Consider the following 15,986-nt stretch of genomic DNA (forward strand, 5'->3'; position numbering starts at 1 on the left):
CTCTATAGTAAAAATGCATGATTAGTTGATTGAAATTAACTAAATGGTAAATAACTTAACTTAAATTTGCATAAAATATAAATTTTATGAATGTTTGATTGGCTGGTATGATTATTACCAGCGTGGTAGCGAAGGAAAAGTAGTTTTCGTTAACAAGGCGTGCAACGACTCCCCATCAGGAAATACCACGTCAGGCGCAATCTCAAACAACGGCCACAGCATAAAGCCACGATTTTTCATATCGTAGTGTGGAACGGTCAGGCGTTCGGTATTTATCACTTCATTACCAAACAGCATGATATCGAGATCCAGCGTGCGCGGTCCCCAACGTTCGGCTTTACGGACGCGACCTTGCTGCAATTCAATACGCTGTGTGTGATTGAGTAACTCTTCGGGCGCGAGAGTGGTTTCAAGTGCCACGGCAGCATTCAGATAATCAGGTTGATCTTGCGGCCCCAGCGGTGGGGTACGATAAAACGAAGAAACGGCAATAATGCGGCTTTCAGGGATATCGCCTAATGCTTTCACGGCAGCATTGACCTGCTCCAGCGGAGAGGCCAGATTGCTGCCTATGGCAATATATGCCACTGTCATGCGGTGCCCTCACGACGTGGTGCGCGTTTGCGTGGGCGGCGAGTACGACGACGAGCTGACGGTTCTTCATCCAGTTCGTTAAGCATCCCTTTTTGGTCTGGCGGCGCGGAAACCTGGAACTCACCCCACCATTTCACCAGACGTTGCAGTTCAGCGTTACGCTCAACTTCAGCTCGCAAGGCCAACAGGTCGTAAGCCGCACGGAACTTTGGATGCTCCAGCAGTTTCCATGCACGTTTACCCTGACGACGGGACATACGCAACTGTAGCTGCCAGATATCGCGGGTTAAAGTCGTCAGACGTTTCGGGATCGCCAGTGAACGGCAGGCTTCGTCCAGCACATCGTTCATCGCCAGCGCGAAAGCGTCGTGATAGGTCAGGCCGCTTTCCTGGGCGATCTTCTGTGCTGTTTCCAGCAGTGGATACCAGAACATGGCGGCAAACAGGAACGCCGGGTTCACACGCATATCGTTATGGATACGCGTATCGGTATTCTTCAGTACCTGCTCAATGATCCGCTCCATCGGGCTGTCGCCATTTTCCGTGAAGTAACGGGTAATGGTCGGGAACAGCGGCTGGAACAGATGATATTCACACAGCAGTTTATAGGTTTCGTAACCGTAGCCCGCTTGTAGCAGCTTAAGAGACTCTTCAAACAGGCGCGCCGGAGGGATATCGTTCAGCAGGGTAGCGAGGCGAGGGATCGGTTCTGCGGTTTCCGGGCTGATGCGCATACCCAGTTTTGCCGCAAAACGTACCGCGCGCAGCATACGTACCGGATCTTCACGGTAGCGCGTTTCCGGGTTACCAATCAGACGGATAACGCCGTCTTTCAGATCTTTCATGCCGCCAACGTAATCACGGACGGTAAAATCTGCGACGCTGTAATACAGGCTGTTGATAGTGAAATCGCGGCGCTGGGCGTCTTCTTCGATGGAGCCGAAAATGTTGTCGCGCAGCAACATGCCATTTTGCCCGCGTTGGGAGGTCGTGCGGTCGCTGACGTTACCTTCGTGGTGTCCACGGAAGGTTGCGACTTCGATAATCTCCGGGCCAAACATCACATGAGCAAGACGGAAACGGCGACCCACCAGGCGGCAGTTACGGAATAGTTTACGCACCTGCTCAGGCGTGGCGTTGGTGGTCACGTCAAAATCTTTCGGCTTTTTGCCAAGTAACAGGTCGCGCACGCCGCCGCCAACCAGCCAGGCTTCGTATCCCGCTTTATTGAGCCTGTACATTACCTTCAGGGCATTTTCACTGATATCTTTGCGGGAGATAGCATGTTGCTCACGCGGGATCACCGTCACCTGGGGACGGGCGGCAGCCTGTTCAGCCTCGCTTTCCTCGCGGCTTAGCACCTTGCGGCAAAAATTAGCGACTCGGGTAAAAATAGTACACCTCGGTAGTGTCAAACATCATTCAGGACAAAAAAATAGCGGCTAATCATAGCTCAGCATGACGCATTTGAGAATGTTGAATTTACAATTGCCGACTCAGGCACGGCGGTCAGCGTCCAGTTTTTGACGGCTGACTGAAGGATTTGCTCGACGCTGAAATCCTGCCAGTGTGTTTCTGCCTGCTGACCCAGAAATTGAAGCGCGGCGATTAACACCGGGCGAGGATCGCCTTTCGGCAACGCAGGCGCATGATTCTGCTTGGAAAGTTTAGCGCCTTGTGCGTTAAGCGCCAGCGGCAAATGAATGTAATCTGGAACCTGCCAGCCAAAAAGCTGGTACAGCGAGATTTGTCGCACCGTCGGTTCAATCAAATCTGCGCCACGGACAATTTCTGTCACGCCCTGGAAGTGATCGTCAACCACCACTGCCAGGTTATAGGCGAACAAACCGTCACGGCGATGAATAATAAAATCTTCCCGCGCCAGTTTTTCGTCAGCGTGAATAATACCGCGCAGCTGATCGGTAAACTGGGTGACCGGATGCTGCTGGCGGATGCGTACTGCTGCGTTTTCTGGGGAATGATGTAATTCACGGCAATGACCGTCGTAAATACCGCCAATGCTTTGAATACGCGCACGCGTGCAGGTGCAGTAATAACTTAGCCCTTGCTCACGTAACCAGGCGAGTGCTTCGCGATAGGCGTCATGACGTTGCGATTGCCAGAGGACATCGCCGTCCCAGTGCAGACCGTAATGTTCCAGCTGGCGCAGGATTGTCTCTGCGGCACCGGGAACTTCACGAGGCGGGTCGATATCTTCAATGCGTACCAGCCAGCGACCTTGCCGGGCGCGTGCCTGTAGATAGCTACCAAGCGCGGCAATCAGAGAGCCAAAATGAAGCTCGCCGGAAGGAGAGGGGGCGAAGCGACCAATATAGTGTGTGTCTGTCATCTCGTTGAACAAAAAATAAGGCGGGAGCATTTCCCGCCTGTGGTAAACGTGATGGAACGGCTGTAATTAGCCAGCCATCTGTTTTTCGCGAATTTCAGCCAGCGTTTTGCAGTCGATGCACAGATCGGCTGTCGGGCGCGCTTCCAGACGACGAATACCAATTTCAACACCGCAGGATTCGCAGTAGCCGAAATCTTCGTCTTCCACTTTTTTCAGCGTCTTCTCGATCTTTTTGATCAGCTTACGCTCGCGATCGCGGTTACGCAGTTCGAGGCTGAACTCTTCTTCCTGGGCTGCACGGTCTACCGGGTCCGGGAAGTTGGCTGCTTCATCCTGCATATGTGTAACGGTGCGATCGACTTCATCCCTGAGTTGATTACGCCATGCTTCCAGAATACGACGGAAGTGCGCCAGCTGGGCTTCATTCATATACTCTTCGCCCGGCTTCTCCTGATATGGTTCCACCCCAGCGATGGCGAGAATACTCAGGGACGATGTTTTACGGTTTTGCCCTTCTTGCATGTTGCTTCTCCTTAACACGCACTATCGATCCCCATGTTCGGGGGAAAAATGAGGCCGCTATAAATAGCAGATGCTTTTCCGGATAGCAATTATCTAAACGTAACACTTGACAACTGTGTGAGGAAAAGCGTATTTGCGCACGCGACCAGAATGTAAATTAACCAGTTACTTACTTTACTACAATGTAACCGGCAGTGATTTTTTAAGAGCCATGCCTTCAGCAGAAAGTTCCGCTTTATAAGCCAGAATTTCTACCCCCTTCTGTTGAGCCTCTGACAATAGTTGCGCGTATTTCTCATCGATGTGGCGCGCGGGTGAAAACCGTGTAATGGCTGAATGCAGCACGGCAAAAAAAATCACTGCACGCTGACCTTCAGCTGCTACGCTCATCAACTCCCGAAGATGTTTCTGACCTCGTTCAGTGACTGCATCGGGAAAGTATCCCTGTTCATTTTCCGCTAACGTAACCGATTTCACTTCAATATAGCAGTCAGGTCGAAACCTCGCCTGTAACATGAAGTCAATACGACTGCGCTCGGCGCCGTATTTTACTTCGCTTTTCAGCGAGCTATAGCCTGACAGTTCCGAAATATCCCCATTGAGGATAGCCTCTTTCGTCAACCTGTTTGCCCAAAGTGTATTGACGCAAATAAATGCACCGCTTTGGCTTTGGGTCAATTCCCAGGTGTGTGGATATTTCCGTTTTGTGTTGTCGGAAGTGGAATACCAGACGGTATCGCCAGGCGTTGCACAACCGGTCATCGCACCTGTATTAGGGCAGTGTAGCGTTAATTCGCGGCCATCGGGTGTGATCACATCGGCTAAAAAGCGTTTATAACGCTGAACCAGCGTGGCGCGTTGTAGAGGGGGTGAAAATTTCATTGTGATAACCCTTGTTATTGCGTCAGTGTCCAGCGTTTTAGCGGCGTGTAGCGTGTGCGCCCACGGGCAAACGAGGAGGCGTAGAGGGTAAACTCCGTCACCGTATATGACCAGTTAAAACCTGGCGGCGGGATTGTCACCGCCTCGCTGGCGTCGCGCAATAAGGTGATATGCGGATGAAACGGTCGATTGCTTTGAAAACAACCACTGCGAGCGGCCTGCGAACGGAGCATATTTGCTAACTGGATTAAGCCGCGTGGTGGCTGGCGCATCCCTAACCACACCACGCGCGAACGCAGCCACTGACCGGCGTCATCAAGCGTCATAGTGAAGCCCGGTTGACGAATCCGTCCGGCTAAAAGAGAAAGCGCCTTCTCTTTCTCTGCGCTCACTTCGCCTAAAAACGCCAGCGTCAGATGCAAATTTTCGGCGGCAACCGGACGCCCCGCTTCTGGCGGAAATTGTGCGGCGCGCCAGTGGATAATCTGTTCGCGAATTTCTGCGGGTAAGTCGATGGCAAAGAACAGCCGTTGCAGTTCAGACATGTGAGGCACTCGGTTATGAATTACCGCGATGCTACAATGTGGCGCGAAGAATGTTAACCCTCAGGAGCGTTTTGTGTCGTCGTTGCCCGTTGCTGCCGTCTTACCTGAATTACTTGCTGCTCTCGATACCGCACCGCAGGTGTTATTAAGCGCGCCGACCGGAGCCGGGAAATCGACCTGGCTGCCGCTGCAACTGCTGGCGCATCCAGGCATTAACGGAAAAATTATCCTGCTGGAGCCACGGCGTCTGGCGGCACGTAACGTTGCGCAACGACTGGCGGAGCTGCTTAACGAAAAGCCTGGTGACACGGTTGGCTACCGGATGCGTGCGCAAAATTGCGTGGGGCCGAATACCCGACTGGAAGTCGTTACTGAAGGTGTACTGACGCGCATGATCCAACGCGACCCAGAACTGAGCGGCGTCGGTATGGTGATCCTTGATGAATTTCATGAACGCAGCTTGCAGGCTGATCTGGCGTTGGCGCTATTGCTGGACGTGCAACAAGGGCTGCGCGATGACTTAAAGCTGCTGATTATGTCGGCTACGCTGGATAATGACCGCTTACAGCAGATGCTGCCAGAAGCGCCGGTTGTTGTTTCTGAAGGACGTTCTTATCCGGTTGAACGCCGTTATTTGCCGCTGCCTGCTCATCAACGCTTTGACGAAGCCGTCGCGGTTGCTACCGCCGAATTGCTGCGTCAGGAAAGCGGATCATTACTGCTATTTTTACCCGGCGTCGGAGAAATTCAGCGCGTTCAGGAACAACTGGCTTCGCGCATCGGCAGTGATGTGTTGCTCTGCCCGCTGTATGGTGCGTTGTCGCTGAACGATCAGCGAAAAGCGATCCTCCCCGCACCACAAGGAATGCGCAAAGTGGTGCTGGCGACCAATATTGCTGAAACCAGTTTAACTATTGAAGGTATTCGTCTGGTGGTAGACAGCGCCCAGGAGCGTGTAGCGCGCTTTGATCCGCGCACGGGGCTTACGCGACTGATCACTCAACGCGTTAGTCAGGCATCAATGACGCAACGTGCCGGGCGTGCCGGGCGTCTGGAGCCGGGGATCTGTCTGCATTTAATCGCCAAAGAGCAAGCAGAACGTGCTGCCGCGCAAAGTGAACCGGAGATCTTGCAAAGCGATCTCTCCGGTTTGCTGATGGAGTTATTGCAATGGGGATGCAGCGATCCAGCTCAGATGAGCTGGCTGGATCAACCGCCAGCGGTGAATCTACAGGCGGCGAAACGTCTGTTACAAATGCTGGGGGCGCTGGACGGTGATCGGCTAAGCTCGAAAGGGCAGAACATGGCGACGCTGGGTAACGACCCGCGTTTAGCGGCAATGCTGGTGAGTGCGAATAGCGACGACGAAGCCGCGACCGCCGCAAAAATTGCCGCCATTCTCGAAGAGCCGCCACGGATGGGGAATAGCGATCTGGGTGTGGTGTTTTCGCGCAATCAACCGGCCTGGCAGCAACGCAGTCAGCAACTGTTAAAACGCTTAAATGTGCGTGGTGGCGAGGCAGACAGTTCGCTTATCGCGCCGCTTCTCGCCAGGGCGTTTGCCGATCGTATTGCTCGCCGCCGTGGGCAAGAGGGGCGCTATCAACTGGCGAACGGCATGGGAGCGATGCTGGACACCGATGATGCCTTAAGCCGCCATGAATGGCTGGTAGCGCCGTTATTATTGCAGGGCAGCTCCTCGCCGGATGCGCGAATTTTACTGGCGCTACCGGTCGATATTGATGAGTTAGTACAACGCTGCCCGCAGCTGCTATATCAATCTGACACCGTTGAATGGGACGATGTTCAAGGTACGTTGAAAGCCTGGCGTCGGCTGCAGATTGGTCAGCTCACAGTAAAAGTACAGCCGCTGGCGAAACCGTCGGAAGATGAATTACATCATGCAATGCTCAACGGTATTCGCGATAAAGGTCTAAGCGTACTTAACTGGACGCCGGAAGCGGAACAGCTACGTTTGCGTTTGCTGTGTGCTGCGAAGTGGCTACCGGAATATGACTGGCCAGCGGTTGATGAGGCAAATTTGCTGGCGACGCTGGAAACGTGGCTGCTGCCACATATGACCGGAGTGCATTCACTGCGAGGTCTGAAATCACTCGATATTTATCAGGCGCTGCGCGGATTACTTGATTGGGGAATGCAGCAACGGCTGGATAGTGAACTTCCTGCGCATTACACTGTGCCGACGGGAAGCCGGATCGCCATTCGTTATCATGAAGATAACCCCCCTGCGCTGGCGGTGAGAATGCAGGAGATGTTTGGCGAAGCCACCAATCCGACGATTGCCCAGGGGCGCGTGCCGTTGGTGCTGGAGCTGCTTTCACCCGCCCAAAGGCCGCTGCAAATCACGCGTGATTTAAGCGCCTTCTGGCAAGGGGCGTATCGCGAAGTGCAAAAAGAGATGAAGGGACGTTATCCCAAACATGTCTGGCCGGACGACCCCGCCAACACCGCGCCGACGCGCCGGACGAAAAAGTATTCGTGAGGTTGGTTTTCTCCCTCTCCCTCAAGGGAGAGGGAACCGATCGAGCACAAAATTTGAGAGATATCTTCTTCTGTCTTGCAACGGAAGAACAGAAAATCGGGCTTTTGCGCCTGAATATTGCGGAGAAAAAGTATGGCCGGGAATGACCGCGAGCCAATTGGACGCAAAGGGAAACCGACGCGTCCTGTCAAACAAAAGGTAAGCCGTCGTCGTTATGAAGATGACGATGATTATGATGACTATGAGGATGAAGAACCGATGCCGCGCAAAGGTAAAGGCAAAGGGCGTAAGCCTCGTGGTAAACGCGGCTGGCTCTGGCTGCTACTGAAACTGGGCATCGTATTTGCGGTGTTAATCGCCGTTTATGGGGTTTATCTCGATCAAAAAATTCGCAGCCGTATTGATGGCAAGGTCTGGCAATTGCCAGCGGCAGTTTATGGTCGGATGGTAAACCTTGAGCCAGACATGACCATCAGCAAGAACGAGATGGTGAAACTGCTGGAGGCAACCCAGTATCGTCAGGTGTCGAAGATGACCCGTCCTGGCGAATTTACCGTGCAGGCTAACAGCATTGAGATGATCCGCCGTCCGTTTGATTTCCCGGATAGTAAAGAAGGGCAGGTGCGTGCGCGTCTGACCTTTGATGGCGATCATCTGGCGACCATCGTCAATATGGATAACAACCGTCAGTTCGGTTTCTTCCGCCTTGATCCGCGACTGATAACGATGATCTCTTCGCCAAACGGCGAGCAACGTCTGTTTGTGCCGCGCAGTGGCTTCCCGGATCTGCTGGTGGATACCTTGCTGGCGACGGAAGACCGGCATTTCTACGAGCATGACGGTATCAGCCTCTACTCCATCGGACGTGCGGTTCTGGCGAACCTGACTGCCGGACGCACGGTGCAGGGGGCGAGTACGCTGACGCAACAGTTGGTGAAAAACTTGTTCCTTTCCAGTGAGCGTTCTTACTGGCGTAAAGCGAACGAAGCTTACATGGCGCTGATCATGGATGCGCGTTACAGCAAAGACCGCATTCTTGAGCTGTATATGAACGAGGTGTATCTCGGTCAGAGCGGTGACAACGAAATCCGTGGTTTCCCGCTGGCGAGCCTGTATTACTTTGGGCGTCCGGTGGAAGAGTTGAGCCTTGATCAGCAGGCGCTGCTAGTTGGTATGGTGAAAGGTGCGTCAATTTACAACCCGTGGCGTAACCCGAAACTGGCACTGGAGCGGCGTAATCTGGTGCTGCGATTGCTGCAACAACAGCAGATTATTGATCAAGAACTCTACGACATGTTGAGTGCGCGTCCGCTGGGCGTTCAGCCGCGCGGTGGGGTAATCTCTCCACAGCCTGCTTTTATGCAACTGGTACGTCAGGAGCTGCAGGCGAAACTGGGCGATAAAGTGAAAGATCTCTCCGGCGTGAAGATCTTCACTACCTTTGACTCGGTGGCTCAGGACGCCGCAGAAAAAGCTGCCGTGGAAGGCATTCCGGCACTGAAGAAACAGCGTAAGTTGAGCGATCTGGAAACGGCGATTGTGGTTGTCGACCGCTTTAGCGGTGAAGTTCGTGCGATGGTCGGTGGTTCGGAACCGCAATTTGCGGGCTATAACCGTGCGATGCAGGCGCGTCGTTCGATTGGTTCACTGGCAAAACCGGCGACTTATCTGACGGCCTTAAGCCAGCCGAAAATCTATCGCCTGAATACGTGGATTGCCGATGCGCCCATCGCGCTGCGTCAGCCGAACGGTCAGGTCTGGTCACCGCAGAACGATGATCGTCGTTATAGCGAAAGCGGTAGAGTGATGCTGGTGGATGCGCTGACGCGTTCGATGAACGTGCCAACGGTAAATCTGGGGATGGCGCTGGGGCTGCCTGCGGTTACGGACACCTGGATTAAGCTGGGCGTGCCGAAAGATCAGCTGAATCCGGTTCCGGCGATGCTGCTGGGGGCGTTGAACCTGACGCCAATCGAAGTGGCACAGGCATTCCAGACTATCGCCAGCGGCGGTAACCGCGCACCGCTTTCTGCACTGCGTTCAGTGATTGCTGAAGATGGTAAAGTGCTCTATCAGAGCTTCCCGCAGGCGGAACGCGCTGTTCCGGCGCAGGCGGCGTATCTGACACTATGGACCATGCAACAGGTTGTGCAGCGTGGTACGGGTCGTCAGCTTGGGGCTAAATATCCAAATCTGCATCTGGCAGGGAAAACAGGGACTACCAACAACAACGTTGATACCTGGTTTGCGGGCATTGACGGCAGCACGGTGACCATCACCTGGGTAGGCCGCGATAACAACCAGCCAACTAAGCTGTATGGTGCCAGCGGGGCAATGTCGATTTACCAGCGTTATCTGGCTAACCAGACGCCAACGCCGCTGAATCTTGTACCGCCGGAGGATATTGTGGATATGGGCGTAGACTACGACGGTAACTTTGTTTGCAGCGGTGGTATGAGAACTTTGCCAGTATGGACCAGCGATCCAGATTCGTTGTGCCAGCAAAGCGAGATTCAACAGCAGCCGTCGGGCAATCCGTTTGATCAGTCTTCTCAGCCGCAGCAGCCTGCGCAACAGGAGCAGAAAGACAGCGACGGCGTAGCAGGCTGGATCAAGGATATGTTTGGCAGTAATTAACGTTCTCAGGCAGTAATGCGTTGATACTAATGGCAGGTTCTCTGTTGATACAGGGAACCTGCTAAATTTAGTGGGATGCAAATATCAGAAGAAATTGACCTGTTTAATATTCAACGCAATGAATTTAAATATTTTTTGCGTGAAGCATTCTTCCTTTGATGCCAAAAGACATCCTCTCAGAATGGTCGATGAAAGCGTATCGACACAGCCTTTGCCGGACTTAATGAGAAAGCGAATCAAAAAGGTAAATAGTGAATGACTATAGCAGTGCACGCTAATGAGGTATCTCTCAACGTTGTTATTGGTATTAATGAGGGGGGCAAAAGATGATGCGCTCTGGTCAGCAAGTATCACATCCTGAGAATCACTATCAGGCATTATTGCAGGAAATTATGGCATTAAGTGGCCTGGATCCGAAAGGCGTGGCGCAGTATCTCGGCACTTCTTACATTGCAGTTACTCGCTGGATTCGCGGAGATATTGAACCCAGTGCCGATACGATAAAAGAATTGCATGAGCTACTTGCGAAGCTCAATGCGGGTCTGGCGATCGATCTTGCAAATCTGAATACGACACGAACATTCGCCTCTCGTGGGATACGTAAAAAAACCACAGCCGACAAATATGAAGGCACGATTGTGCTGCGCGATGAGCCGGGCCCGGCTCTGCTCTCCCGACTTAAAAAAGGAGAACTTTGGGGCAATGGTGAATACCAGTTGGCTGAAATTCTTTCATCGCATCCTGAAGCCGCGCAGACCGTGAAAGAGGCTGTAGCGGAGGGCGTTTCAGCAGGAAAGAATACGTATACTTATGACGCGCATACATATCACACCAAAGTTCCGCCTCAAGGGATTGCCCAGGTGCTGCAAAAATATTTGCCCGAAGGCGGACTGGTACTTGATCCCTTTGCGGGAAGCGGCATGACAGGGGTTGCGGCGCTGACGACCGGTCATGATGTCATTCTCAATGAACTGTCACCTGCAGCCAGTTTTATCGCTAATCGATTTACATCGCAATGCGATCCCGCTGCGCTCGCGGCGGCGGTAAAAGTAGTTACTGATAGTCTGGCGGATCTGCGTAAAACCCTTTACACAACGCAATGCCGTACCTGTGGAAAAGAGGCGGAGTTGCTCTTTACTGTCTGGTCATACAAAGTCATTTGCAGCGAGTGTAGTAAGGAGTTTGTGCTTTGGGACGAATGCCGTAGCTACGGTAACACTGTGCGTGAACATAAATTTTTGCGCGAGTTCCCGTGCCCTCATTGCCATCATCAGGTCAAAAAATCGCGCCTTGCCCGAACGACGCCTGTGCCGGTTCTTGTGGGGTACAAATGCTGCGGTAAAGTTCAGTCTGAGGTGTCGCCTGTGGAGGCCGATCTTAAGCTCATTGCCGCAATTGACGCAGGCAAATATCTTGCTGAGGAGTTCATCCCGGATTTCGAGCTGCCAGATGGAGTGAATCTGGCACAGCCCAAGCGTCATGGTCTGACTAACATAAAGCATTTTTATACTGCCAGAAATCTGGCGGCGATGAGCCAGTTGTGGAAAGCGATTCATCGCGTTGAAGATACTAATATTGCCGCATTTCTCGGCTTTGTTTTCACTTCGCTCTATCAGCGTGTGACCCGGCTTTCTGAGTACCGTTTTTGGGGCGGCAGCGGTAATACGGCAAATTTTAATGTCCCTTATATTTTCAATGAAGCAAATATCTTTTTGACCTTCGAACGCAAAGCCAGATCAATTATTGATCACCTTGAAACCACGGCTAAAGCCTACGTTGGTCGTTGTCAGGTTAAAACGGGTTCCGCGACCGATCTTTCGTTTCTGCCGGATAATAGTGTTGATTTGATTTTCACCGATCCGCCGTTTGGAGCCAACATTAACTATAGCGAAATGAATATGTTGTGGGAGTCCTGGTTAATGTCCTATACGGATGCCACGGATGAAGCCATAGTTAATCGCGTACAAAAAAAGGATGCCAACAGATATCAGGAATTAATGACGCAGAGTCTGGCTGAAAGTTATCGTGTGCTAAGACCTGGACACTGGATGGTGTTGGTATTTATGAACTCTTCGGAAGATATCTGGAATCGTCTGCGTAATGCAGTGCTGGATGCTGGTTTTACCATTGAAAGGATCGATATTTTCGACAAGCAGCACGGTACGTTTAAGCAATTTGTTAGCGATAACACCGCAGGTGCGGATCTCATGCTGCATTGTCGTAAAGTTGAAAATGGCAACAAGCGAGCAGTGTCAACGGCGGAGGCGAAAACTATTTCAGTTAAGGAATTTCTGGGCCAGCGAAATGGTACGATCCCCGTGCTTCCTTATCTGCACGTTAAACGTGAGGCTGATATCGACTATCGCACTCTCTACAGCGAATATCTGGCTGAAAGTCTTTTACTGCATGGGAAAATGTTGGACTTCGCGACCTTCAGGTCTCAGGCAATTGCTCTTTTGGAAGGTAATAAGGACCCGTTGTAATGGCATACTTACAAGCATTTACTGATACTGAAAAGGTATTTGCTAAACGGTGGTTGGCAACTCAGGTTGCCGCCATGATGGGCAGAAAGCTGGAGGAAGGCGACTGGAGCCGCGTTTACTGCCTGGCAAAAAATATTCCCGATGGTGGCTGGAGCAATTTACATATTGATGTCAATTATCAGGGATTGGGGCTGGAGATGAAACTCTTGCGCATAGCAGGCCTGCGGGACAGACCGATCAAGTCAGTCTGCGGTACTACGCTTATGCACCCAGCTGCAACGCGTTCGATCCGTATTGATGATACCACTCGTGATGCTAACGATGTGATGCATGACGTCTTCCAGCAATACGCAGAGCTTATTGAACGTCGAACGCAAACGGTAAGAGATGCCGCACCTCATAAGACCCCTGATATGCGTACAGGCTGGCTGCTATGGGAGGATAGTCTGACGGAATTCCTCTATTTTGAAGAGCGGATGATCCCGCCAAATCCGGAGCAGTACACAGCAGTATGGAATGTTACTCCAGCTAAAGGGGCACGTAAGGCCAGCAAAAGTTTGTGGATATATGACCGGGATACAAAGCAGAAACGCTATTCTGTGACGACGAGTGCGGGTATCAAGATCCAGCCATATTTTGACGTGCCGCTGCCGTCAGACGAGAATCTTTGCTATTTTCGCGTGCAGAGTGAACCGGTGAATGAAGAGATCGTCCGCATGTGGGTTTCTGCCTCTACGGCTCAGGCACTAAAAAGCCGTCTGGGTTCGCTCGATACCGCCACCATGAATGAAGCAATTTTCCGTGCCATTGAACAGAGTGAGAACAACACTCAGGCGCCGGAAGTTGATGAAGGACTGGCGGTTTCTATAGATATCAGTAAACAAGCGCACGTTCAGCTCGCGGAAGCCTGGGAGGCCGTGAGCGATGAGCACCGCGCGCAGCTTCTTCTGAAAGCGCTATCCTGACGCTGCTTGTGTAGACTGGGGAATAAATCACTACGCCTTGTGGAGTGAATGAACACAGGGCGTAGATAAGTCAAGTTCAGTAACATCCCGCCTAAACAATTAACCCTTTCTTTTCATCTGATTGTTTATTGACCCTTCAGGGGCGCGCATATTGCGTACCGCTTGCGAACCCGTCAGCCTTTCGAATATTATCTTATCTTTATAATAATCATTCTCGTTTACGTTATCATTCACTTTACATCAGAGATATACCAATGGCGCGTTACAAAACTGCTCAGCCAAAACACTCGCTGCGTAAAATCGCAGTTGTAGTAGCCACAGCGGTTAGCGGCATGTCTGTTTATGCACAGGCAGCGGTTGAACCGAAAGAAGACACTATCACCGTTACCGCAGCACCTGCTCCGCAAGAAAGCGCGTGGGGGCCGGCGGCTACCATAGCAGCGCGACAATCCGCTACCGGCACCAAAACAGATACGCCGATTCAAAAAGTGCCACAGTCTATTTCTGTTGTAACCGCCGAAGAGATGGCGCTGCATCAGCCTAAGTCAGTCAAAGAGGCACTTAGCTACACGCCGGGTGTCTCTGTTGGTACGCGTGGCGCATCCAACACCTATGACCACCTGATCATTCGCGGTTTTGCCGCAGAAGGCCAAAGCCAGAATAACTATCTGAACGGCCTGAAGTTGCAGGGTAACTTCTATAACGATGCGGTCATTGACCCGTATATGCTGGAACGTGCTGAAATTATGCGTGGCCCGGTTTCCGTGCTTTACGGTAAAAGCAGCCCTGGCGGCCTGTTGAACATGGTCAGCAAACGCCCGACTACCGAACCTCTGAAAGAAGTTCAGTTTAAAGCCGGTACTGACAGCCTGTTCCAGACCGGTTTTGACTTTAGTGATGCGCTGGATGATGACGGCGTTTACTCTTATCGCCTGACCGGTCTTGCGCGTTCTGCCAATGCTCAGCAGAAAGGGTCAGAAGAGCAGCGTTATGCTATTGCACCGGCGTTCACCTGGCGTCCGGACGATAAAACCAATTTCACCTTCCTTTCTTACTTCCAGAACGAGCCGGAAACCGGTTATTACGGCTGGTTGCCAAAAGAGGGAACCGTTGAGCCGCTGCCGAACGGTAAGCGTCTGCCGACGGACTTTAACGAAGGCGCGAAAAACAACACCTATTCTCGTAATGAGAAGATGGTAGGGTACAGCTTCGACCACGAATTTAACGATACCTTTACCGTGCGTCAGAACCTGCGCTTTGCGGAAAACAAAACCTCGCAAAACAGCGTTTATGGTTACGGTGTCTGCTCCGATCCGGCGAATGCTTACAGCCAACAATGTGCGGCATTAGCGCCAGCGGATAAAGGCCATTATCTGGCGCGTAAATACGTCGTTGATGATGAGAAACTGCAAAATTTCTCTGTTGATACCCAGCTGCAGAGCAAGTTTGCCACTGGCGATATCGACCACACCCTGCTGACTGGTGTTGATTTCATGCGTATGCGTAACGACATCAACGCCTGGTTTGGTTACGACGACTCCGTACCGCTGCTCGATCTGTACAATCCGGTGAATACCGATTTCGACTTCAATGCGAAAGATCCGGCAAACTCCGGCCCTTACCGCATTCTGAATAAGCAGAAGCAAACGGGTATTTACGTTCAGGATCAGGCGCAGTGGGATAAAGTTCTGGTCACCCTGGGTGGCCGTTATGACTGGGCGGATCAAAAATCTCTTAACCGCGTTGCCGGGACGACCGATAAACGTGATGACAAACAGTTTACCTGGCGTGGTGGTGTTAACTACCTGTTTGATAATGGCGTAACACCGTACTTCAGCTATAGCGAATCGTTTGAACCTTCTTCCCAGGTCGGAAAGGATGGTAATATTTTCGCACCGTCTAAAGGTAAGCAGTACGAAGTCGGCGTGAAATATGTGCCGGAAGATCGCCCAATTGTGGTGACAGGTGCACTGTATAATCTCACCAAAACCAATAACCTGATGGCGGACCCTGAGGGTTCTTTCTTCTCGGTTGAAGGTGGCGAGATCCGCGCACGTGGCGTAGAAATCGAAGCAAAAGCGGCGTTGTCGGCGAGTGTTAACGTGGTGGGTTCTTATACCTACACCGATGCGGAATACACCACCGATACTACCTACAAAGGCAATACGCCTGCGCAGGTGCCAAAACACATGGCTTCTCTGTGGGCTGACTACACCTTCTTTGACGGCCCACTTTCAGGTCTGACGCTGGGCACTGGTGGTCGTTATACTGGCTCCAGCTATGGTGATCCGGCTAACTCCTTTAAAGTGGGAAGTTATACGGTCGTGGATGCGTTAGTGCGTTATGATCTGGCGCGAGTCGGTATGGCTGGCTCCAACGTGGCGCTGCATGTCAACAACCTGTTCGATCGTGAATACGTCGCCAGCTGCTTTAATACCTATGGCTGCTTCTGGGGCGCAGAACGTCAGGTCGTTGCAACCGCAACCTTCCGTTTCTAATTTCTCT

11 protein-coding genes are annotated in these 15,986 nt (G+C 52.0%); 5 read left to right on the plus strand and 6 right to left on the minus strand.

Features of this window, described 5'->3' with window-relative positions:
• Positions 1-114: 114 nt before the first annotated feature.
• From folK to thpR, 6 genes are all read right to left on the minus strand, one after another.
• Positions 115-594, minus strand: coding sequence for a 2-amino-4-hydroxy-6-hydroxymethyldihydropteridine diphosphokinase (folK, locus tag HEN21_RS16190; protein ID WP_176251821.1), 480 nt, complete (start codon positions 592-594; stop codon positions 115-117).
• On the minus strand, positions 591-1,988 hold the full coding sequence (pcnB, locus tag HEN21_RS16195; protein WP_206748363.1) for a polynucleotide adenylyltransferase PcnB: 1,398 nt from the start codon (positions 1,986-1,988) through the stop codon (positions 591-593). The genes folK and pcnB overlap by 4 nt, the downstream gene beginning before the upstream one ends.
• Positions 1,989-2,047: 59 nt before the next feature.
• Positions 2,048-2,944, minus strand: a complete 897-nt coding sequence (gene gluQRS, locus HEN21_RS16200; RefSeq protein WP_176251822.1) for a tRNA glutamyl-Q(34) synthetase GluQRS — start codon at positions 2,942-2,944, stop codon at positions 2,048-2,050.
• A 66-nt stretch (positions 2,945-3,010) separates the two neighbouring features.
• The gene (dksA, locus tag HEN21_RS16205; RefSeq protein WP_001155227.1) at positions 3,011-3,466 is read right to left on the minus strand and encodes an RNA polymerase-binding protein DksA; all 456 of its coding nucleotides are present in this window, start codon (positions 3,464-3,466) and stop codon (positions 3,011-3,013) included.
• 177 nt (positions 3,467-3,643) lie between these two features.
• A complete protein-coding gene (gene sfsA / locus HEN21_RS16210) occupies positions 3,644-4,348 on the minus strand; it encodes a DNA/RNA nuclease SfsA (protein WP_000672746.1) in 705 nt (234 codons plus the stop codon).
• A 14-nt stretch (positions 4,349-4,362) separates the two neighbouring features.
• On the minus strand, positions 4,363-4,893 hold the full coding sequence (gene thpR / locus HEN21_RS16215; RefSeq protein WP_176251823.1) for an RNA 2',3'-cyclic phosphodiesterase: 531 nt from the start codon (positions 4,891-4,893) through the stop codon (positions 4,363-4,365).
• Between the two features lie 73 nt (positions 4,894-4,966).
• Between thpR and hrpB the strand changes: the two genes are divergently transcribed.
• The 5 genes from hrpB to fhuA all read left to right on the plus strand — a co-directional run bounded on the left by hrpB (position 4,967) and on the right by fhuA (position 15,979).
• Positions 4,967-7,396, plus strand: a complete 2,430-nt coding sequence (gene hrpB, locus HEN21_RS16220) for an ATP-dependent helicase HrpB (protein WP_176251824.1) — start codon at positions 4,967-4,969, stop codon at positions 7,394-7,396.
• 132 nt (positions 7,397-7,528) lie between these two features.
• Positions 7,529-10,033: a bifunctional glycosyl transferase/transpeptidase gene (gene mrcB / locus HEN21_RS16225; protein WP_000918199.1), complete on the plus strand. Its 2,505-nt coding sequence runs from the start codon at positions 7,529-7,531 to the stop codon at positions 10,031-10,033.
• A 422-nt stretch (positions 10,034-10,455) separates the two neighbouring features.
• The gene (locus HEN21_RS16230; protein WP_404864664.1) at positions 10,456-12,516 is read left to right on the plus strand and encodes a DNA methyltransferase; all 2,061 of its coding nucleotides are present in this window, start codon (positions 10,456-10,458) and stop codon (positions 12,514-12,516) included.
• Positions 12,516-13,481: a hypothetical protein gene (locus HEN21_RS16235; protein ID WP_000323818.1), complete on the plus strand. Its 966-nt coding sequence runs from the start codon at positions 12,516-12,518 to the stop codon at positions 13,479-13,481. The genes HEN21_RS16230 and HEN21_RS16235 overlap by 1 nt, the downstream gene beginning before the upstream one ends.
• Positions 13,482-13,735: 254 nt before the next feature.
• The gene (gene fhuA, locus HEN21_RS16240; protein ID WP_000135209.1) at positions 13,736-15,979 is read left to right on the plus strand and encodes a ferrichrome porin FhuA; all 2,244 of its coding nucleotides are present in this window, start codon (positions 13,736-13,738) and stop codon (positions 15,977-15,979) included.
• The last annotated feature ends 7 nt before the right edge of the window (positions 15,980-15,986 follow it).

It is taken from the genome of Escherichia sp. 93.1518 (assembly GCF_013368915.2).
GTDB lineage: Bacteria > Pseudomonadota > Gammaproteobacteria > Enterobacterales > Enterobacteriaceae > Escherichia > Escherichia ruysiae.